Below are 21694 nucleotides of genomic sequence, written 5' to 3'. Positions count from 1 at the left end.
TATGAGCAGTCACAAAGATCAGCTCCCAGCCAAAAGCGAAATTGATGTAACGCCACAAGGCCCAGCTACCATTGAAGGTGAGGCTCAAGAGAAGTTACCAACCAGTGATAAAGGCTATCGTAAGCTCGGTTACGCTATTCTAGGTATAGCGCTTGGCGGGTTCGTATTGTGGTCTGTGACAGCTTCATTGGCGGTAGCTGTGGTAGCCCCAGGTAATGTATCCATGGAGTCGTTTAAGCGCACGGTGCAGCACCTTGAAGGTGGCATTGTGCGAGAGCTTTTGGTGGAAGATGGGGACAAAGTTGAGGCTGGGCAGCCGCTGGTGATATTGAGCGATACTCAGGTGCGCTCGCAGCTTGAAATTGCTCAATCTCAATACTATATAAACCGAGCGATGGAAGTGCGCTTACTAGCAGAACAGCAAGGCGCCGAAACGCTTGAAATGCCCGAAGAGCTGATGTCGGTGGATAACGATAGGATCCAACAGGTAACGGCTGTTCAGCAAAGTTTATTCCATGCGCGCCGTCAATCGCTGCTCAGTACACTAGACTCAATGGATCAGCAGATTATTCAAATGCAGGAGCAGATTGATGGTCTAGAAGCGCGTGAAAGAGTTAATAATCAGCGTATCAGCTCGTTGCGTTCAGAAGCGGAAGACTTCCGTTCGCTGTATCGCGAGGGGCTGGGCGATAATCAGCGTCTGCGTGAACTCGAACGACAAATACTGCAATACCAAGGTGATAATGCAGAGTTTCAATCTAATATTGCTCAGCTTCGTTCGCAAATCAGCGAAAACCGTATGCAAAAAGAGATTACTCAGCAGGAATTTCAGGCCGAAGTAGGTGAACAGCTGCGCAATGCTCAAGCGCAAATAGCGGAAGCGGAGGAGCGCATTACCTCGCTGACCGACCAAGTCAATCGAACCGTTGTGAGCGCCCCAGTTTCGGGTACCGTGGTGGGCCGCCAAGTTCATACAGTCGGTGCCGTTATTCGACCTGGGGATCCCATCATGGAAGTGGTTCCGTCAGATGACGGCTTTGTGGTGGAAGCGCGTGTTCCAACGCGTGATATCGATAACCTATTCATAGGCCAGCTTGCTGAAATTCGTTTTTCTGCTTTCAACCAGCGGCTAACAAATATAATTGATGGTGAGATTATTCACATCAGCGCCGATAGTTTCGAAGATGAGGCGACCGGTCAGAATTACTATAAAACGCGCATTCGGGTAACTGACGAAGGAAAAGAGGACATGACGGAGCAAATGCACCTGCTTTCAGGTATGCCTGCTGAAGTCATGATCCGTACTGGTGAGCGTACTTTTGCTAGTTACATCGCCAAACCAGTTACTGACATGCTATCGCGCGCTATCCGGGAGGATTAATGACACGGACGACACCTTTTAACCTGAGTGCGCTTGTACTTGCAGTTGCGTTGCTTAGTCAGCCGGCATTGGCACAAAGCGATGTTACCGCAGATGATCAAGCGCTTACTGAACTAGAAGCGTTGGCTAATTCGGAGTCACAACCCCAAACGCTGCCATCACTGCCTGAGCTATTTGCCCGGGCACTGCGTCACGACTCAGACCTTACTCGTCAGCGATACGAGCTAGATGCTACTCAAGAAGAAGTACCTATGGCCCGCTCACAGCTGCTGCCCCAAATTAGCGCAACTGGAGGGTATTTATGGCAAGATTCTACAAATATCCAAACCGTTGGTGATGAAGATTTGGGTCAACCCGCAACAAGGCCCGGCGAAATTGATGAAACTTACTATCAAGTTCAGCTACAGCAACCACTTTTCAGCCTAGAGCGCTGGAGGAAAATGGATGTTGCCAGTGCTCAGGTAAGTGCTGCTGAACTACAGCTTGCCGTTGTAGAACAAGAGCTGGCGATACAGGTAAGCGAAGCTTATGTAAAAGCCTATTTAGCTGCACAGCGTTCTGGGCTGCTGGAAGCCCAGCAAAAGTCACTTGATCTGCAAGTCCGCCAAGCAAGTCGTGCGTTTGATTTAGGGGTGGGGAATCGAGTAGACCTATTGGAAGCCCAATCCAGGTATGATCAGGCGGTATCCGATGCTGTTGAGGCAGAAAACGAGCTAGATAATGCTTTAAGCGAATTAGAGCGCCTCACTGGCGTGATGCCCGAATTTCAAAGCTCTGCGCCTGGCGAACTTACGACGGTTACCCTCAATAATGATATTGGTGATCCCGAAGCGTGGATCGCCCGCACTAATCAAAACTTGAATGTCCTATATGCTAGCGAAGAGCAACAGGTCGTCCAGGCTGATAGTAGCGTCAGGCGCTCTGGTTACTACCCCGAGCTAAACCTAAATCTTAGTTATTCAGATCGGGTCAGTGACGATGAACTGAGAGAAAGCGAAGACTACCGGGCGAGCGTGGAATTAAGCGTACCTATATATCGTGGTGGCTACACTAATGCCAGCGTTCGGCAAGGTGAAAAGCGTATAGAGGCAGGGTTGGCTGCTCTCGATAATGAACGCAACCTTGCGATCCAAGAGGTGCGGCAGCGTATCAGAGCACTTAACGGTGGCGAACGTCGCTTGGAGGCGTTGAATCAAGCTATTTCATCGAGTCAACTGTTTTTAGATGCCGCCGAACGAGGTGAACAATTAGGACTACGCGATCTTGTCGATGTGCTTGATGCTCGTGCGAGTCTTTATGATCAGCGTATTCAGTACGTTGATACCGTGGGTAATTATGCCTTGGATACGCTGGCGCTGCATGCTGCAGTCGGGAGCTTGGAAAGCGATGACTTGGCTCGCATTATGGCGCTACTGGCCTCAATGTCCACGTCAGCGCAGGTAGCTCGGTAGCCATCATACTATGGCCGTTATAAAAACAAGCCAAGGTAGTGAGTGGTTGCGTCGCGCGATGCGTTGCTTTGATGCGGGTATAGCCACGTTAGTAGCATTGGCTACTCTTTGGCTGATGCCCGATATCGACCACGATGGCAATGACTACCTTTTCTTGATACTTATTGGCAGCCTATTGCTACCCGCTGTAGGTGAGCTATTCGGGCTTTACCAGCCTTGGCGTGGGCGCAGCCTTTACACCATGCTCGGTATTTATCTTGTGACCTGGATAGCGACTATTGCCCTGCTCAGCCTATTGCTTGTTGCCATTAAAGGCACACAGAGTTTCTCTCGTTTGTGGATGGGTGTTTCTGCATTATCGGTGCTAGCAGTGGGCAGTGTAATGCGTACGTTGCTGTACGGATACTTGAGGCGCCTGCGCGCACAAGGGCATAACTTAAAGCGAGTGCTGTTAATTGGTAAAAAGGATAATATCGCCCTATTAGAAAAAAAAGTCATTGAAACACCCCATGCGGGGTATGTAGTGGTAGGTCATTATATTGATGAAGACGACACGACTTTTTTTCACAAAATGGCTGCTTTCGCCCAAGAGAACATTTTTCAGCGCAATTTTGACGAAATATGGATAGGTTACCCCCTGGTTCAAGGTAATCGCGTGCGCCACTTAATGCGTCTGCTTGCCGGTATTCCCTCTAGTATTCGCTTTTTCCCCGACTTACCTGATATACGCTTGTTGAACCACCGTATTACGCAGGTGGCGGGCCTCTACTCATTAGAACTTAATTACACCCCGCTTAGTGGCTCCATGCGTTTTATTAAAGCACTGGAAGACCGCGTGCTAGGTCTAGTGCTCTTTGTGCTTTTTAGCCCGATAATGTTAGCGGTTGCAGCGGCAATTCGTTGGCAAATGGGTGGGCCGGTATTATTCAAGCAAGAGCGGCATGGCCTAGACGGAAAACGCTTCAAAATTTATAAATTTAGAACCATGCGTCTGCACAAAAGCGATACAACGCAGCAGGCTGCCTACGATGATGACCGTGTAACGCCATTGGGGCGCTTTTTACGACGTACCAGCTTAGATGAGTTTCCCCAGCTTTATAACGTACTACAAGGCCGAATGTCGCTTGTTGGCCCAAGGCCCCACGCCATGGATCACAACGACCACTATAAAGACCACATTGATATCTACATGCAGCGTCATCGCGTCAAGCCGGGTATGACAGGTTGGGCCCAGGTAAACGGCCTGCGGGGCATCACGGACGACGTCAAGTTGATGGAAAAGAGGGTAGAATACGATATTTATTATATAGAACGGTGGTCGTTGGGGTTTGATCTCAAAATACTCGCCATGACCATCACGCATGGATTTGTGAATCGACAGCCTTAGAGTAAGCGACCAATGAAGACGACAGGGACGTGGCGCTGGTGGTACGAAAAGCACGGGGCGATCACGGCAGTTGGTGCTGGCATTCTATCAGCACTGTTAGCTGTTTATTTTTACCGTGGCATGCTGGACCCTCGCGATGCTGATTGGCTTTTACACGAAGGTGACTCTTTTCAACATTACATTGGTTGGCAGTTTTTCCGTCAGGAGCCGTGGGGTTGGCCCCTAGGGGCCGTGAAAACGCTAGCCACTGAACTATCCACAAGTATTGTCTATACTGACTCAATACCGCTTTACGCTATTCCTCTAAAATTGTTCCACCACTGGCTGCCCGACACTTTTCAATATTTAGGGCTAGCCATTGTCATTAACTATTGTTTGAACGGTTTAGTAGCTTGTCGGTTACTACTGAGCGTCGGTGTTCCCGCCTATGCAGCGCTAGCTGGCGCATTGCTCATCAGCAGCTTGCCCATCGTTATTTTGCGCGGTATCGGTATTCAAGGCCACGAAGCCTTAACTGCGCATTGGATAATTCTAATCGCCATTGAGCTTACGCTGACAACCGAAAAACAACGCCTCAAGGGGGCCGTTTGTTGGCTGTTACTGCTCACAGTGGCTGTTTTGATGCATTTCTATCTTTTTTTTATGGCAGGCGTGTTTTGGGCGGTTTGGTGGTTATCGATTAGCTATAGGGTGGTGAAAGGGGCGATTGATGCAAGAGGCAAGCCAGTACGACAGCATATGATGAGCGTGCTCTACAGCTATCAAGCGTGGTGGCTGATGGGGGTGGCGACACCCTGCATTATCCTCGTTGTGATGTGGGGGGCAGGCTACTTTCATTTAGATAGCCAAAGCGCCGCGTCGGGTGGCTACGGCTTTTATTCCGCTGAATTACTGACGTTTTTCAATCCGCGTTCATCGGCATGGTTTTTTAACGACAATTTTACGTCACTATCAGTGCTTTTTCCCGGCTGGCAGCCCGCTAAAGAAGGTCAATACGAAGGTATGGCCTATGTTGGCGCAGGTGTTTTGCTGCTGTGGTTAGCGCTGATAGTCAGCACCTGGTTTAATTGCGGGGTAAATCTAGCAAGCGTTAATGCAGTAAATAATGATGGCTACCATCAAGAAGCGTTAGTTGATCACCGCTGGCTACCAGCTTGGATAGCCTCCGTTGGCCTGTTTGCATTCGCTATGGCTGGAGAAGTATCGATAGGCCAAGGCAGTATTCCGCTCTATTACGACATGTTGTTTGAGCCGTTCAAAGATTATCTACGGTCAAGCGGTAGAATGGTATGGCCGCTACTTTACTTACTATTGGTTATTACGTTTATCCAGCTTGCCCAAAATATGAGAGCATGCTGGCTGTTACCGTTGCTGGTTCTAGCCATGGTGGTGCAAAGAGAAGATTTGCGCGAGCTTTACAGTTTCATGCGCAACAAGGTTAAAAATCAAGTCGAAGCCAGTCGTGTTGACCCCCGTGCTTACGACGTATTGAAGGATGACGAGTTAAGTCAGGTATGGGCATCACACGACAGCTTGATCGCCTTTCCAGCACATGACCTTGATGCCATTAAACCCTACTTGTGGTTGGCAGCAGAATACCATCTCTCGATCAACGTTGCCTACCTTGCCAGGGCAAATCAACAAATCATCGACGCAGCAACACAAACTTATCGCCGCCATTTGGCACAAGGTGAATTGCCCGAAGGGCATGTGTATTTGATAACCGACCACGAGCTCTCGCAACAAGCGTGTCGATTAGCCAGCTGGGCCTGTGTGACGCATGAAAACGTCACCATTCTATGGCAACCCGTTGCGGTTTCGTCAGGCCGTTACTCACCGTTGTCATCACAAGCCACCCAATAAAGGTTCGCATGGACGTTAATACTCCCCCTCTCATTACGCTTGTCGTTCCAGTGTTTAACGAGGTCGATACCGTAACGACCTTTGTTCAACGAGTGCACAGCGTGCTGGCCGACGCTCCGTGGCAGTGGCGTATTTTGATGGTTGATGACGGTTCAACAGATGGAACCCAGCGCGAGATAAAACGGCTATCTGAATGCTACGAAAGCGTTGGGTTTATTGCGCTAAGCCGCAATTTCGGTAAAGAAGCAGCGCTCTCGGCTGGCTTGCTCAACGCACATGGCGATGCGGCGGTGCCCATTGATGTGGATCTCCAGGACCCGCCCGAACTCATTCTGGAATTTGTCACGATTTGGCAGCAGCAGCGTGTCGATATGGTTTACGGTATTCGCAGCGAGCGCCCTGATGATACGGCCGCTAAGCGCCATTCGGCCAGTGGCTTCTATCGGCTTTTTAACCGTATTACTGAAACGCCAATCCCTGAAAACGCTGGTGATTTTCGTTTGATTGATCGTCGCATGATCGAAGCCCTGCGCTCAATGCCGGAGCGTAACCGCTTCATGAAAGGGCTCTATGCCTGGGTCGGTTATCGAAGTATTGGCGTTCCCTATCGGCGTCCCGCACGGCTGAAGGGAGAATCTAAATTTAATTATTGGAGATTATGGAACTTTGCCTTAGATGGCATGTTTAGTTTTAGTACGCTGCCGCTGCGCATATGGTCGTATATTGGCGGGCTCATCGCCTGCTTGGCGTTTATCTATATTATCATCATCATTAGCCAAGTGTTGTTTCTCGGGCGCGATGCGCCAGGCTATGCATCATTGATGACAGCTGTTTTATTTTTTGGCGGTATGCAGCTGCTCTCTATCGGTATTTTAGGTGAATACATCGGCCGTCTTTTTATTGAAAGTAAACAGCGGCCCTTATACATCGTGGCGGACACCAGTGACGAATACACCTCCACTCGCTGAACTATGGCAGATGCTGCGCTTCGGCCTTATTGGGCTAGCGGCATCAATGACCCATATCCTGGCGGCAGCGTTGATGATAATGGTATTCCCAGCGCTTCATGAGTTTATCGTCAATGCGCTGGCCTATAGCGTCGCCTTTGGCATCTCATTAGCAGGCCATCAGCGGGTTACTTTTCGTCGCAGTGCAAGTCTATGGCGCTTTACCGTCATGTCTCTCGCTGGATTTAGTATTAACAACCTAGTGCTAGCGGGTGCCTTAGGGGTGGGGGTAACCGGGCTTTGGGCCATCGCCACGGCGGTGGTAGTCGCTGCTGTGGCAAGTTACGTGCTAGCACGGTGTTGGGTATTCACCCAGTAATACCAGCCCCTTTTTTGATGTTTGTAAAATACGTTTTCGAGGAAAATATGGTTATACCGGTGATTTTATCTGGCGGCTCTGGTTCGCGCCTTTGGCCTGTATCGCGTGAGCATTATCCAAAGCAGTTTCTGAATTTGCATAAAGACAACGTCAGTTTGCTTCAGGAGGCGGCGCTACGTCTAAAAGGTGTCACCAACGCAGGTGACCCCATCATCGTATGTAACGAGGAGCACCGTTTTTTAGTTGCTGAGCAAATGCATCAACTCGGCTTTAAGAAGAGCCAAATCATTCTGGAGCCCTGCGGTAGAAACACAGCTCCCGCATTAGCGCTTGCCGCATTAGCAGTAGCCAAAACCGACCCGGAAGCCGAGTTACTGATAATGCCTGCTGACCATGTCATTAAAGACGTAAAGGCATTTGCTGACGCCGTAGAAAAAGGCCGCTTACTGAGTCAGCAAGATAAGTTGGTAACCTTCGGTATTGCGCCAACCTCGCCGCACACAGGCTATGGCTATATAAAACGTGGGCAGGCGCTGGAGGGAGGTTTTAGCGTTGAGGCCTTTGTCGAAAAACCTGATCTAGGGGTAGCAGAAAGCTACTTAGCCAGCGGCGACTATCTATGGAACAGTGGCATCTTCTTGTTCAAGGCTAGCAATTATTTAGCTGCTCTCAAAGCTTATGCCCCCGACATTTTGACCAACTGCCAGGCCGCTTATGAGCAGCGCTCAGAAGACATGGACTTTCTGCGTGTTGCCGAAGAAGCCTTTGCACAGTGTCGCAGCGAATCCATTGACTATGCTGTAATGGAGCATACTAATCAGGCGGCCGTTGTGCCCATGTCTCCAGGGTGGAGTGACATAGGCGCCTGGGACGCGCTCCACGAGCTGCGCTCCAGCGAGGATAAAGAGAACGGCAACGCAATACATGGTGATGTAATGCTCCATGAAACCAACGACAGCTTGGTATATAGCGAATCTCGCTTAGTGGCGGCAGTGGGGGTTAATAACCTGATCATTGTCGAAACAGACGACGCAGTGCTGGTAGCCGATCGTCGTCAGGCGCAAAATACCAAATTAATTGTTAATGCCCTTAAGGCAGCGGGACGAAAAGAGTGTCAGTCGCATCAGCAGGTTTATCGCCCCTGGGGGCATTACCGCACCATGGTGTTAACGGATAGCTTTCAGGTCAAAGAAATTGTCGTTAAACCAGGTGGCCAACTTTCGTTGCAAATGCACCATCACCGTGCCGAGCATTGGGTTGTGGTTCAAGGCACTGCCCAGGTAACCCAAGGCGAAGGTCATGGGGACGTCTCTAATTTACATAGTTTCCTGCTTTCCGAAGATGAATCCACCTATATACCATTGGGAACTGTACATCGCCTGGAAAACCCTGGCGTGATTCCTCTCAAACTTATTGAAGTGCAAACGGGATCCTACCTTGGGGAAGACGACATTGTGCGTTACAACGACAAGTATGGGCGAGAGTAGAAGGCGGGCGAAAGCATGTTCTTTACACAATCCGTCGGTGTGTTTGCCAGAACTATCGCAGTTGGAAATGACTTCTCTTGCAGTATTCGATAACGAGCGCTAGGGCAGGTTGAAGCGAAGGTCTTTCGCCCAAGGACGGTGAAAATAGCGCTCAAGAACGCGTTAACAACGCCCTCAAGGATCTCTGTCCTCAACACAGCGATGTGCAAATCACCAACGGCACTAGCTCTGGTTGTTTGCCGTATTCACTGGAGCTAGTGCCATGCTTACTTTAAGCTATGGCGCTTTATTCCGTTCGACATGGAAAGCTGTCCATCATGCAAGTAGCCCCTACACGTTTTCGGCACCTTCGCGTCGCCATTGTACATGACTGGTTGGTGGTTAATGGTGGGGCTGAAAAAGTGCTCAAAGGGTTGGCAGAAGTCTTCCCACAAGCTGAAATATTCACCTTAGTGCATACGCTTGAGCGCGCTAGCATCCCATGGTTAACCCAGCACCGTATTCATACTAGCGGTCTTCAACGTCTACCCTTCATTAGTCGTTTTTACCGCCATTGTTTACCACTGATGCCCTATGCCATTGAGCAGTTCGACCTGCGCGGCTTTGATCTGGTCATCTCCTCTAGCCACGCAGTGGCAAAAGGCGTGATCACACATCCTGGTCAAACCCATATCTGCTATTGCCATACGCCGATGCGTTACGCCTGGGATATGAAAGAGGCTTACCTGGAAAATAGCCACTTTCGGTTGCCAGGCATGACTGCGTATGTGCGTAAAACGCTTAAGCGCCTGCGCCAATGGGATTACTTTACGGCCACCCAGGTGGATTTCTTTCTAGCTAACTCCCACAACGTCGCACAGCGTATTGCCAAGTATTACCGCCGCGACGCAGATGTGCTCTACCCACCGGTAGACACCGACAGCTTTACATTACATATCGGCCAGAGGGAGCCCTACTACCTGGCGGCATCACGGCTTGTGCCTTATAAACGCATGGATTTGATCATACAAGCCTTTGCCCAGGATCCATTAAAACGCCAACTGAAAGTGGTTGGTGACGGACCTGAGTTTCAGCGCTTAAAACGGCTGGCAGAAGGAAGCCCGCACATTGAGCTTATAGGCTACCTGCAGGGGGAAAAGCTGCATCAGCTTATGCAACGCGCCCAGGCCTTTGTATTCGCTGCTGATGAGGACTTTGGTATTGTGCCACTGGAAGCTCAAGCCTGCGGTACGCCGGTCATTGCTTATGGGCATGGAGGCGCTCTTGAAACTGTAAAAGGTTTGGAGCATCACCAGCAAGCCACCGGTGTTTACTTTACTGAGCAAACTGTAGCGAGCCTAAGCGCAGCTATCGAGGCATTTGAGGCGCACGAATTCTCGCCGCAGGCTTGCCGCCTCCAAGCTGAGGCATTCAGCAATGCCGTGTTTACCCAGCGTCTGGAAACACTCGTGAGTGAAAAGCTCAACTAAACGTCCAAGAAGTACCGCTGAAACGTACCTTATTACCAAGGAGTGACGTGTGATTCAGATTGCCGTCAAACGAGTGCTGCGCCCCGTAGTGAAAAAACTGATCAGCTATCCACTAATTAGGCGCTTGGGGCTGCGCATACTTCAGCCCTTTCCAAAGCTAAAAGGCTGGGTGATTCGTCTAGTCCAGGCAGGTACATTCGGAGGTGGAGTAACGCCAAATCGCACCGAAGGCTATGGAGAACGTCAACAGCGTTTAATGAACGGGTTGGAACAGCGTAGGAAGCCGCATCTGCATGAATAACGATACCCTTTATATAGTTGATGCCCGTAAGAAATCACAGTTCAACCAGCTAGAGGATTGGCTGGTGGCATTGTCAGAGGTTTTCACGCCAGATAATCCTGCTGGCAGCGCTCACGTTTTGCTGCTTGGTTTTGATGAAGTTAGTCTGGTTGCCTGCCACCGCCATCTGTTTCGCCTTGGCGTGGCTCCTAGAAGGTGTCACACGCTGTTGCCCGACCAGGAAGAAACGCTGGCATCGGTGAGTGCCGCTTTGCCTGATATCGTTGTACAGCATATGATTAATGCGTTGATGCCCTCAGCGGTAATAGATATTGCCACGGGTGAAAGGCGACTGACGCTCGAACTGACGTCTACGCCTTCAAGTATTGATGCTGACAAACCGACACTGGCCTTTATTTCGCCACTGCCGCCTCAAACAACGGGCATCGCCAACTACAGTGCAGAATTACTACCTTATCTAGCCACGCATTTTACTATTACGCTGGTAGTTGATCAGCCCGAAGTAGATCGCGAGCTAAGCAGTGTTTTTGAATGTATCAATGCTGACACTTTTCTGCAGCGAGCTGAATCCTTCGATTACACCCTTTATCAGGTGGGGAATTCACTTTACCATGCCTACCAATTCGGTTTGCTACAGCGGCATCCTGGGATTGTGGTCTTGCACGATTACTTCCTGTTTGATGCTGTTTGGTGGCTTAACGAAAGCGGTTTGAAGCCTGACGCGCTAGTACAGCAGCTTTATATTGATCACGGCTACCCGGCACTGCTGGCACATGCCGAGGCGGCACAAAACGCGCGTGGAGCGGAGCAATACCCAGTGAATGGTATGGTAACTCGCCCAGCAGGTGGTTTGATTTACCACTCCGCCTTTGCCCGCTCATTGGCCGAACGATGGCAGCAAGGGCAAGCCGGGCCAACGTATTTAATTCCGCATTTACGCCAACTCCCAGCCCCCTTTGACAAGCAGGCTGCTCGCAAGGTGCTGGGAATCGCCAGCAATGAGCGAGTCATTGCCAGTTTCGGCGGCATTAACCCCAAAAAACTGTCCCATCTTTTACTGGACGCCTTTTTAGGTGATCTCGAAGAGAGCGAGCCGCCGTTAGTCAATGCCACGAGCCAGCCGGTGCGACTGGTCTTGGTAGGTGCGCAGCACAGCGGTGAGTACGGCCATACGCTAGCGCGTCGGATTAAGCGCCATCCCTTTGGTTGCCAAGTGACTGTCACTGGCTATGCTTCTCGCCAGGAATACCAGCGTTGGCTGCAAGCCGCCGATATCGCCGTACAGCTACGCACCCAGTCTCGTGGTGAGACATCAGGCGCTATTATTGATGCGATGGCCCATGGACTAGCAGTGATTGCCAACGCCCATGGCAGCAGTGCGGAACTGCCCTCGCAAAGTCATTGGCAGTTGGCCGATGACCCCGAGCAGCAACTGTTAGCACCGCTGCGTCAAGCGCTTTGTCAGCTAATTGCTGATGATGACGAGCGTGAACGGCTGGGACAGGCAGGGCGGGCTTACGTGACCACCATGCTGGCACCAGAGCGGGTGGCCGAGCAGTATCGGCATGCGATTTTGGAGGCACCACTGATCGCGCCCCGTTACCAGTACGAACGATTTCTTGACCAACTGGCAGCGCACGAGCCGCTAAGTGACAAGTTGCAAGAGGCTGAGTCTGCCAAGCGACTAACAAAAGTGCTAAGCGAGGTGGATACCACTCCCGATGAAAACGCACCGCGGCTACTGTTTGATGTTAGCACTATTGCCTGGGAAGACCTTAAAACCGGGATTGAGCGCGTTACCCGCCGAGTAGCCGACTATCTTCTTCGTTACCCACCTGCCGGTTGGCGGATAGAGCTGATTCGCTGGGGGGGGGATGATTTCTATCTTGCCCGCGGTTTTGCCAGCCAACACTTAGGACTAGCGCCACCGGGCCCCGATGTGCCAGTAGAAGCACGCCCCGGCGATCGCTATGTGTCCTTGGAGTGGGCGCCGCCGCTACTCAAGCAGGCAGGTCACATTATGCGCCGAATGCGTGCCAGCGGCGTTAGGTTTTATTTTACTGTGCATGATTTACTGCCTTTATCACTGCCTGCATGTTTCCCTGAACATATTCCAGCGACGATGAAGGAATGGTTTACATCGGTCAGTGAGCTGGCAGATGGCATTACTTGTGTCTCTCGCCAAGTAGCCGAGGAAGTTGATGCCGCGCTCGATCGGCAGGGCTTTCAGGAAGGGCAGCGGCCCTGGGTCAAGCACTTCCACCTTGGAGCCGATTTTCAACCACCTACGAGCGCGGTATTAAGCACAGCAGAGCAACAATGGTTGCAACCGCTGGCCAGGTGTCGTGGGCCGATCCTATTAATGGTGGGCACCATTGAACCGCGCAAGGGGCATCAACAAGTGCTAGACGCGATGGAGCAATGCTGGGCGGAATGCACTGATATTAATCTGGTGGTGGTGGGCAAGCAAGGCTGGCAGGTAGAAGACCTGATTCGCCGCATCAAACGGCATCCGAGGCGTGGCCAGCAGCTGTTTTGGGCGGAAGGTGCCAGCGATACGCTGCTGGAAGAGCTCTATCGGCGAAGCGATGTGCTTGTGGCAGCCTCTTACGGTGAAGGGTTTGGGCTGCCACTGATTGAGGCTGCTCGCCAGGGTATTGCTATTTTCGCCCGAGATATTCCGGTTTTCCGCGAGGTCGCGGGTGACTATGCGACTTACTTCGACGCCGATACACCTCAAGCGCTAGCGCAGGCGCTGCAAGACTGGGCTAGCGACTGGCGGGAAGGTCATACGATTGCTTCTGATGGCATGCCTTATCTCGGCTGGCAGCAAAGCAGCGAGCAGTGGTTAGCTGCGGTGCTTGGAGACCAATTATTAACCGAACAATGTTCGTCAAAAAACACAGCGACCTATCCAAGGAGCCATGCCCATGGCATTGCCAGGTAACCGCGAGATGCGTCCGTTATTGAAAAAACGAGTACGTCAAACCCTGAGCTGGTGGCGGCAGCATTTACCACTGATTATTCTGCTAACCCGCCAAGAGCTGGTGGATCGCCACAAAGGCTCGGTGCTGGGACGAATCTGGACGCTGCTCTCACCGCTAATAAATATTTTGGTCTTTGTGCTGATTTTTTCTGCCATTATGGGCGCACGGCTTGAAGGCTTTGGTGCCGAGGTGGAACGCTTCACCTACAGTATCTATCTGATCAGCGGCATTCTCGCCTGGACCGCCTTCGCCAAAAGCCTAAGCACCATAACCAACCTATTTATCGAACGCGCGGGCATGATCACCAAAGTGAATACATCACTAGCCGCGCTGCCGCTCTCGGTACTATTGGCTGAAATTGTTATTTACCTGATCAGCATGGGATTCTTCGCGGTATTCCTGCTAATGATCGGTTTTCCCATCGATTGGCACTGGCTGGCAATACCCGTGGTACTCACCCTACAACTGGGATTTACCTATGCGCTCGGCTTTTCGCTGGCAATTCTCGCCGTATATTTAAAAGATATTCGCGAAGGCGTTGCGGTGTTACTGCCGGTATGGTTCTGGCTGACACCGATTGTTTACGTTGACGACATTATACCTGACTGGGCGCTGGGGCTGATCAGCTTGAATCCCATGTTTCAGTTTATTGATGCCTATCGAGAGCTGATTTTATACCAGCGTCTTCCTGGGGCTACCGGGCTGCTGGCCATGCTAGCGGTAACACTTGTGTTACTGTACGTCGGATTTTGGTTGCTAAAACGCACCGAGCGCGACCTGCGCGACTCGCTTTGACGACGACGCCTATAGCACGTGTACAAGTACTTGAGTTAGCGACGTGTGTTAGCCATGTGTGCTAGCCGCGTGCAGCGTTTCTGGAGATAACAGTGATTGTTGTTAAAGACCTGCATAAATCCTTCAAATTGTTTGCCTCACCGCGCGAACGCTTGAAAGAAGCCCTTACTGGCAAGAGTCACCATACCCAGCATACCGCCTTGGACGGCGTCAGCTTCGAGGTGGCAGCGGGTGAAGTGCTTGGCGTATTAGGACGCAACGGCGCGGGCAAGTCGACGCTGCTAAAACTGCTCACTGGCGTATTGATGCCTGACGCAGGCAGCTTACAGATCGATGGTCGAGTAACCGGGCTTCTAGAGCTTGGTACTGGCTTTAATTCAGAGCTCAGCGGCATCGACAATATCACTATCAATGCACTGATGCTGGGTATGACGCATGGGGACATCGAGCGTCACAGAGACGCCATCATCGAGTTCTGTGAGCTAGGCGAGTATATCCATGAACCACTGCGGACATACTCCTCCGGCATGGTCATGCGGCTAGGCTTTGCCATTGCCATTCACGCCGATCCCGCCTGCTTTTTAGTCGATGAAGCACTTTCGGTTGGAGATGGCTACTTTCAACAAAAGTGCATTCAGCGTATCCGCCAATTTAAGCAAGAGGGCGGCGCTATAATGTTTGTGTCCCACGACCTCAATGCAGTCAAAGTACTTTGCGACCGCGCGATTGTATTAGAAGGAGGGCGTTTAATTCATAACGGCGACCCGGAAGGCGCTGTTAATCATTACAACCGAATTATGGCCGAGCAGGCAGAAGGCGATGACCTGCGAGAAGGTGAATCCGGTGCCTTCGGTACCCAAGAAGTCGTGGTAACCCACTGCCATGTACAGGGGCAAGATAGCCAAAGCTCAATGCTTGCTAGTGGCGAAACACTGGAAATTCATTTGCGCTTAAAGGCCCGCGCTGCACTTGATGACATCGCCCTTGGAGTACTGTTGCGCGATCGTTACGGGCAGGATGTGTTCGGCCAAAATACCCATCAGCACAAGCAAACGCTGGTCATGAGTGAAGGTGAGGAGCTCGATGTAGTAGTGCGTATTAAGGCCAACATCGCACCTGGCAAGTACACCCTCTCTGCCGCACTTCATTCAAGCGACCACCACCTGGAAAACTGTTACTGGTGGCATGACAGTCTCGATACCTTTGAAGTGGCGGGCTACCGGTTCAGCAAGTTTTCAGGTATGTGTCGCCTAGACTGCGCTTTTGAAATAGGCCGCCAGCATGACAAATGTTGAGCAGGATATAGATACGTTGGTTAAGCGTCTCAAAGATCAAGCGATGTTGGCGGATACACAAGATTCGCTGGCAATTGAAAGCTGGCTCTGGTTATGGCAGCAGCGCCTTGTGCCTATTTTGCAAACACAACAACATCGACTTTACGATCCTCGTGCGCCGCGCCTAGCCGAGCTATTGAGTGCTCATCTAGATGACCAGGCATTTGTCGAACGCGCCTATAGCTTCCTAATGGGGCGTATGCCAGACCAGCAAGGGGCTCGTTATCATAGCGAGCTTGCAGCCCGTGAAGGTCGAGTTGCCACGTTAATGATTCTGCTGCAAGCGACTGAAACCCAAGACTACATAAAGCAGGAGCGGCTAGAGTTGCCCCGTGGACTGCTCCGGCTCAACCGCTGGCATCGGCGGTTAACGGCGCTGTCTGGCGTTTGCCGTAGGGGGTTGTGGGGGTGGAAAGTGATTGTCAACTTACTGTGGCGCCGTTATCAACAACGCTGGAAAGAAGAGGGCGAATTTTATGATATTTTAGTTCATCAAGGGCAGCGCCGTGAGGAGTATCAAGCGTTAGCTATAACGCTCACTGAAATGGCTGATATACAACAAAAAATGATGACTCTAGGCATTGCACTGCCAGATACTTCACGACCGGGAGCATCATTATCACAAGCGGCATCATCGCAAGCAAAGCCACCGATTAAATGGCTAAGCGACGAACAGGCTGCTGCCATGATTAAACTGTTGCGCGATGCTCTACGAGGGTTAAAGGCCAACCACAAGGAAGCACCGTGAAGCTACTCGTGACAGCTAACCATACGCCTTTTATCGCCGGCGGTGCCAACTATCATGTGGAAGGATTAGTGGCGGCGCTAAGGCGATATGGGCACCAAGTGGAATGCCTACGCCTACCGTTTCACTATGGCGAAACACAGATTGAACGCCAAATGATGTTTGCTGAGCAACTCGACCTTACTGCTCCAAACGACGTGTTGGTTGATCGTGTTATCAGCCTGCAATTTCCTACCTATGGCTTACACCACCCCGCACATGTGGTTTGGTTAATGCATCAGCACCGCGTTTGCTATGAGCTTTACGACCCCAAGCAGGCAAGTCCCGCACTGGCCGCATTAAAACCCCAGGTAGAAGCGTTTGACCGGCGCCACCTTAGTGGGGCCAAACACCTGTTTGCCAACTCCCCCCGTGTGGCCGAACGCTTGCACTATTATAACGGCTTAATGGCGGAACCGTTGTACCATCCTCCTCACCAAGCTGAACACTTTACCTGCGGTGATGACTGGGGCTATGCATTTTACCCTAGCCGACTGGAGCCGCTGAAACGTCAGATGCTATTGATAGAGGCCATGGCGAACACCCGGACGCCCATAAAGTTATTGCTCACCGGTGAAGGCAGTCAGCGTCGCCAGCTTGAAGAATTGATTGAGCGCTTAGGCTTGGGTAACCGAGTGCGGCTATTAGGGCATATTTCCGAGCAGGAGAAGCGCACATTATACGCCCATGCGTTAGCTGTAGCGTTTCCTTCCTTTGATGAAGATTATGGTTATGTCACATTAGAAGCAATGCTAGCCTCCAAGCCCGTCATTACCTGCACTGATAGTGGTGGCCCCACAGCATTTGTTGAGCACGGCGTGACTGGCTGGAAATGCGAACCATGCCCTCAGGCACTCGCTGCGGCGTTGGATGATGCTTATGCACACCGCGCTCAGGCTAAGCAAATGGGTAAGCAAGGTCGTGAGGCCTATTGCGCGAAGAAAATTTCTTGGCATCAAGTTGTCACAAAGCTGGTATACAGTGAATAAATGGGGCGAACAAACGGTTGGGCGCTGAGCTCAAAGCGAGAACTGGATCGGTAGCTCGATACCGCAGCAGTGATTGCGTTGGGTCAGTTATTTGTCAAAAAAAAGCAATAAAACGCCCAGGAAAATTTGACCTAAAGGCTCAAGCAGCTATTTTGATACGAGTTTATTCGCCAGGTTAAAGAGGGCGCCTTCTCAATCTAAGTATTGCAAGAATTGCTCGCATCGCTTTATACTGATTATTAGCGATCAGTGTTCGAAAACGTGGAGTTCAGCAAAAAAACTTCACGAGAGGGTTCTGACACAGCTGGCTTGACGTTAGCGCGAAAACCTAAAACAGGTTCCCTGTAGTAGGTTTTGACGTTGAGTGCTTATTGTAGTAGGTGCTCACACAGGTAGCGGTAGCCTGTGTTGCTTTTGCAACCTTGTCACGGTCATAGCAATTGACTTATCTTGATGTGTGACATTACATTAGGCGTGTTCCAGTTGATGTTAGTAGTGTAGGAGGATCAGCCAATCTGCTTAGTCAGTACGCTGAAAACTATGCTATTTAAGGAACCTAAAAATACCTTGAGCGCTCAAGGTGATAAGAGCCGCCTTTGTAGGTGGTATCTTTCTTAAGCAAGGAGACTATAGTCCCATGGCAACACAAGAGAATTTGAATCTGGCTCAACAATTATACGTAGCCTATTATGGCCGCCCTGCTGATGCAGAGGGTCTAGAGTTCTGGGCAGAGGAAATTGAAGCCCGCGGCGCGCAAGCAGTTGTTGGTGCTTTCGGTACTTCCGAAGAGTACACCACTCGTTTTGGCGACCTTGAAAACGAAGAACTGGTAAACGGCATTTATCAGCAGTCTTTTGGTCGTGATGCTGACGCTGAAGGCCTGGCTTTCTACGTAGAGAAGTTGGAAAGCGGTGAGCAAGATTTGGCGAGCATTGCATTAACCATCGTCCAGAATGCAACCAACACTGATGAGCCAGATGCCGATACGCTGGCAAATAAAGTTGCTGCAGCCGACCTCTATACCGAAGCGGCAGGTGATGATCAGTCAGGCACCGCAGCTGATAACTATGCTGCTGAATTCCTAGCCGGAATTGACGCTAGCACTGACCTTGGCGAGTTGGACATCGCTGAAGTTGTTGCAGGTATTCCTCAGCCGACTGAACCTGAAGAGCCGACTGAGCCTTCTAATCCTGGCGAAACGTTCGTCCTGACTGAAGGTCGTGATAATTTAACTGGTACTGACGCAGACGACACCTTTGTGGGTCTCGTTGGTCAAAACCAGAACGGTGCCGTTTCTAACGCACTGTCTACTGGTGACATTCTCGACGGCGGCGCTGGTCGCGACAAGATCGAAGCTAGCCTGATTAACGACCAGAAAGTAGATGCTGGAGACGTTAATTTCGGTACTGATGCTTTATATGTCGCGCCGCGTACTACTAACATCGAAGAAACACACATCGAAGCATTGGATGGCGTGGTTCTGGATGCTGGTCGTATGGACAGCGTTGAAGAGTTCTGGTCTGACAACAGCGATCGTTCAGGTCTCTTCATTGATGACGTGCGTCTGGGTAGCAAACTGTCCGTCACCAAAGACATCACCTTCGGTATGCGCAGTGTTGACACTGATTCCGACCTGCGTGCCGCATTCGATACCAACTCGCTGACCAAAGAAGGTCCTCAGCAGAGCAACTCTCAGTTGATGGTTCGCGTTGCTGACGTAACCACCGCAACACCTGAGACGCCGCTGGCTAACGTTGAACTGACTATCGGCTTTAGCGTTGATGGTGAAAACTACGTTCTAGAAGACGTGCGCTCTACTGACGGCACTTATGCTGGCTTGCAAGAAGCGGTTAAAGCACAGTTGGACGAGCTGGGTCTTAACGGCTACAACGTTGAACTGGCTAACCCTTACAACCAAGTAACCGTTGCCGGTAACACTGTGAACCTGCCGTTCACTGCCCAGGAAATCCTGGTTACCGATCCGGAAGGTAACGCTTTCTCTAACGTTAGCTTCGACTACAACAGCGTTGAGTCTGTTGACGATGAATTCCTGGTAGCCGGTACTGCACAGCCGGTTGAGCCGGACGTCAGCACTACCTTGATCGAAACCAATCTGATTCTCGACAACGCTGGTCGTGGCTCCACAGCTGGCGATGCCATCATCGGTGGTATGTCCAACTCTCAGAAAGTTATCGAGAAGCTGAACCTTGAAGTTGATCGTAGCAGCAAGGTAGACAATGTTCTTACTGCTCACGGCATGACTGCAGCTGGTCAATCTGAGCTTGTTGCTTTCGAACAGATCGAAGTAACTTCTGGTGCTGCTGAAGGCGACCTGTCTATCGAAAACGTAGGCAATGTCTACAACTTCGACGCGACTGCTTTTACAGGCGAGAACCTTTCTGTAGCTGGTCAAGCAGGTTTGGATTCAACTGCTAATGACTGGGCGCCGAACGCTGAAAACAAGGCTCACGTCTATAACACCAGTGCCAGTAACGACAGCATCACTGTAGATTACTCCCTCGACAAAGCTGCTGAGTTCAACGGCTTCTCACTGGGTATTAATACAGGTGCGGGTAACGATACTGTTCACACCATTGCTCAAGGCGCTGACGACTTCAGTCTGCCTAACCAGCAAGATCTGCAACACAACGTTGTGGTCAACACTGGTGAAGGCGATGACGTTGTTTGGACTGAAGGCGCAGGCGGTGTATTGATCAGCACTGGTGCTGGCAACGACACCATCTACAGCGACAACAGCGGTTTGTCTCAAATGAACAGCGATTTGGGTGCCACTTGGTTGGTTAACACTCAGAACACTGCATTTGATGACCTACGCGGCAATGCGGCTGGCCTCTCCTCTGGTCAAACCACACCTGCTGGCAACGATATTCCTGCTGTGCTTTACGGCGCTCAGCTGACTGTAACACTGGCCGGTGCTAGCCTTGGTGGTGCAGTAACTTCTGCTGCAGCTGATTCTTTCGACAATGGTTTCGAAGGTATCATCAACCTGAACGATATCCTGGGTGACCGCGTCTTCGGTGATCAGCGTGATATCAATGCTGCAATTGCACAGGTTGTTAACAACCATAAAGTGCTTAGCAAGCTGCTGGTTGCTGAAAACGGCCCAGACAACAGCCTCGTGATCCGTTCACAGGTTGATGGCCAGTTTGAAGCCGATGATCTGCAAATCACCTTGTCACCTGCTGGCGTAAGCGGCATGAGTGATTCGGCTAAAGGTCGTCTCGAGTCCGCCATCCGTGAAGAGTCTAATGACTCTAACTTCGACGGCACTGACGCTAACCTACAAGCCGTATTAAATGGCTCTACTAGCGCTGCTCACGGTATTAACGGTATCGGTACTGGTGGTGGCGTTCAGGCTGACACCTATACTGGTACAGCCTCTACTGCTGACAACACTGGCAACGAAATCAATGCTGGTTCTGGCAGCGATGTTATCGTTCTGTCTACCAACGGTGACAGCAACGAAACCATCGTATTTGAAGATAACTTCGATCGTAACACCGTTGTTAACTTCGACGCTGACGGCACTAGCGCTGGCGCTGATACTCTGGACTTCACTGCCTACCTAGGTAACGAAGAATTCCAAGGCAGCACTTCTGCAGAGTCGCGTGATACGTTCCCGACAGTTGGCTTTGACAGTAGTACTACTTCTGCCGTTACCGCTAACAACGTTATCACCATCAACGACTTTGCCGCTGGTACTGGTAATGCTGCAGATGAGACTTGGGGTGGCTTGACAGCAGAAAATCTGTTGGCTGCTATCCAAAACGGCAACAACGCTGGTTACGGCAGCATCGTCGACGGTACTCTCGACGTATCCGCCAATGTAGCTGACCTTGTTGGCAATACCGTTAAATCTGTAGTGATGATCGAGAACGATAACAACGCTGGCGAATACAAAGTGTTCGAACTGACCGGTTCTGGTGTCAACGACGCCAATACCGCCAACGAGTTCACTGATGCGTCACTGGTTGGTATCGTTGATTTCGGTAACGAAATCGATGCTTCTGCTGTTAACCTTGCGTAATAGCGGACGCACTCCAGGTGTCGGTTTTGTACCGACATCTGGTTCCTAAACGTTATATCTTTGTTGATATACGTATGGGATAAACTGAACCC

15 protein-coding genes are annotated in these 21694 nt (G+C 50.9%); all 15 read left to right on the top strand.

The features are described from left to right. The first annotated feature begins 1 nt into the window (after position 1). The 15 genes from HZS52_RS21095 to HZS52_RS21025 all read left to right on the top strand — a co-directional run bounded on the left by HZS52_RS21095 (position 2) and on the right by HZS52_RS21025 (position 21602). On the top strand, positions 2–1381 hold the full coding sequence (locus tag HZS52_RS21095) for an HlyD family type I secretion periplasmic adaptor subunit (RefSeq protein WP_159176459.1): 1380 nt from the start codon (positions 2–4) through the stop codon (positions 1379–1381). Further along, a complete protein-coding gene (locus HZS52_RS21090) occupies positions 1381–2832 on the top strand; it encodes a TolC family outer membrane protein (protein ID WP_089690583.1) in 1452 nt (483 codons plus the stop codon). The genes HZS52_RS21095 and HZS52_RS21090 overlap by 1 nt, the downstream gene beginning before the upstream one ends. Before the next feature lie 10 nt (positions 2833–2842). Next, positions 2843–4219, top strand: a complete 1377-nt coding sequence (locus HZS52_RS21085) for an undecaprenyl-phosphate glucose phosphotransferase (RefSeq protein ID WP_089690585.1) — start codon at positions 2843–2845, stop codon at positions 4217–4219. Between the two features lie 12 nt (positions 4220–4231). Continuing rightward, the gene (locus HZS52_RS21080; RefSeq protein WP_190373597.1) at positions 4232–6082 is read left to right on the top strand and encodes a DUF6311 domain-containing protein; all 1851 of its coding nucleotides are present in this window, start codon (positions 4232–4234) and stop codon (positions 6080–6082) included. An 8-nt stretch (positions 6083–6090) separates the two neighbouring features. Then, positions 6091–7050 (top strand): glycosyltransferase family 2 protein, encoded by a 960-nt coding sequence (locus HZS52_RS21075; protein WP_051052147.1) that lies wholly within the window; start codon positions 6091–6093, stop codon positions 7048–7050. Next, a complete protein-coding gene (locus tag HZS52_RS21070; protein WP_022519996.1) occupies positions 7025–7408 on the top strand; it encodes a GtrA family protein in 384 nt (127 codons plus the stop codon). Before HZS52_RS21075 ends, HZS52_RS21070 begins: the two co-directional genes overlap by 26 nt. 47 nt (positions 7409–7455) lie before the next feature. Then, a complete protein-coding gene (locus HZS52_RS21065) occupies positions 7456–8895 on the top strand; it encodes a mannose-1-phosphate guanylyltransferase/mannose-6-phosphate isomerase (RefSeq protein ID WP_039860171.1) in 1440 nt (479 codons plus the stop codon). Positions 8896–9212: 317 nt separating this feature from the next. Then, positions 9213–10364 carry a glycosyltransferase gene (locus HZS52_RS21060; protein ID WP_223827985.1) on the top strand — a complete coding sequence of 384 codons (1152 nt, stop codon included), beginning with the start codon at positions 9213–9215 and terminating at the stop codon, positions 10362–10364. Positions 10365–10413: 49 nt separating this feature from the next. After that, on the top strand, positions 10414–10665 hold the full coding sequence (locus tag HZS52_RS21055) for a hypothetical protein (RefSeq protein WP_089690594.1): 252 nt from the start codon (positions 10414–10416) through the stop codon (positions 10663–10665). Then, entirely contained in the window at positions 10658–13612 is a 2955-nt protein-coding gene (locus tag HZS52_RS21050) for a glycosyltransferase (RefSeq protein WP_190373596.1), read from the top strand. Before HZS52_RS21055 ends, HZS52_RS21050 begins: the two co-directional genes overlap by 8 nt. Next, the gene (locus HZS52_RS21045; protein ID WP_223827984.1) at positions 13596–14447 is read left to right on the top strand and encodes an ABC transporter permease; all 852 of its coding nucleotides are present in this window, start codon (positions 13596–13598) and stop codon (positions 14445–14447) included. Before HZS52_RS21050 ends, HZS52_RS21045 begins: the two co-directional genes overlap by 17 nt. A gap of 92 nt (positions 14448–14539) precedes the next feature. Then, on the top strand, positions 14540–15742 hold the full coding sequence (locus HZS52_RS21040) for an ABC transporter ATP-binding protein (RefSeq protein WP_190373594.1): 1203 nt from the start codon (positions 14540–14542) through the stop codon (positions 15740–15742). Then, the gene (locus HZS52_RS21035) at positions 15729–16529 is read left to right on the top strand and encodes a hypothetical protein (RefSeq protein ID WP_009288100.1); all 801 of its coding nucleotides are present in this window, start codon (positions 15729–15731) and stop codon (positions 16527–16529) included. The genes HZS52_RS21040 and HZS52_RS21035 overlap by 14 nt, the downstream gene beginning before the upstream one ends. Next, positions 16526–17554 carry a glycosyltransferase family 4 protein gene (locus tag HZS52_RS21030; protein WP_089690598.1) on the top strand — a complete coding sequence of 343 codons (1029 nt, stop codon included), beginning with the start codon at positions 16526–16528 and terminating at the stop codon, positions 17552–17554. Before HZS52_RS21035 ends, HZS52_RS21030 begins: the two co-directional genes overlap by 4 nt. Positions 17555–18191: 637 nt before the next feature. Then, the gene (locus HZS52_RS21025; RefSeq protein ID WP_190373593.1) at positions 18192–21602 is read left to right on the top strand and encodes a DUF4214 domain-containing protein; all 3411 of its coding nucleotides are present in this window, start codon (positions 18192–18194) and stop codon (positions 21600–21602) included. The last annotated feature ends 92 nt before the right edge of the window (positions 21603–21694 follow it).

It is taken from the genome of Vreelandella titanicae, assembly GCF_014697095.1.
Taxonomy (GTDB): Bacteria; Pseudomonadota; Gammaproteobacteria; order Pseudomonadales; family Halomonadaceae; genus Vreelandella; species Vreelandella titanicae.
The sequence above is the reverse complement of the archived record's forward strand: the minus strand, read 5'-3'. Positions and strand labels throughout refer to the sequence as shown.

Coding starts and splice junctions, on each gene's coding strand:
- HZS52_RS21085 (WP_089690585.1), top strand. CDS start 2,843: ATGGCCGTTATAAAAACAAGCCAAGGTAGTGAGTGGTTGCGTCGCGCG.
- HZS52_RS21035 (WP_009288100.1), top strand. CDS start 15,729: ATGACAAATGTTGAGCAGGATATAGATACGTTGGTTAAGCGTCTCAAA.
- HZS52_RS21080 (WP_190373597.1), top strand. CDS start 4,232: ATGAAGACGACAGGGACGTGGCGCTGGTGGTACGAAAAGCACGGGGCG.
- HZS52_RS21045 (WP_223827984.1), top strand. CDS start 13,596: ATGGCATTGCCAGGTAACCGCGAGATGCGTCCGTTATTGAAAAAACGA.
- HZS52_RS21050 (WP_190373596.1), top strand. CDS start 10,658: ATGAATAACGATACCCTTTATATAGTTGATGCCCGTAAGAAATCACAG.
- HZS52_RS21075 (WP_051052147.1), top strand. CDS start 6,091: ATGGACGTTAATACTCCCCCTCTCATTACGCTTGTCGTTCCAGTGTTT.
- HZS52_RS21095 (WP_159176459.1), top strand. CDS start 2: ATGAGCAGTCACAAAGATCAGCTCCCAGCCAAAAGCGAAATTGATGTA.
- HZS52_RS21025 (WP_190373593.1), top strand. CDS start 18,192: ATGGCAACACAAGAGAATTTGAATCTGGCTCAACAATTATACGTAGCC.
- HZS52_RS21060 (WP_223827985.1), top strand. CDS start 9,213: ATGCAAGTAGCCCCTACACGTTTTCGGCACCTTCGCGTCGCCATTGTA.
- HZS52_RS21090 (WP_089690583.1), top strand. CDS start 1,381: ATGACACGGACGACACCTTTTAACCTGAGTGCGCTTGTACTTGCAGTT.
- HZS52_RS21065 (WP_039860171.1), top strand. CDS start 7,456: ATGGTTATACCGGTGATTTTATCTGGCGGCTCTGGTTCGCGCCTTTGG.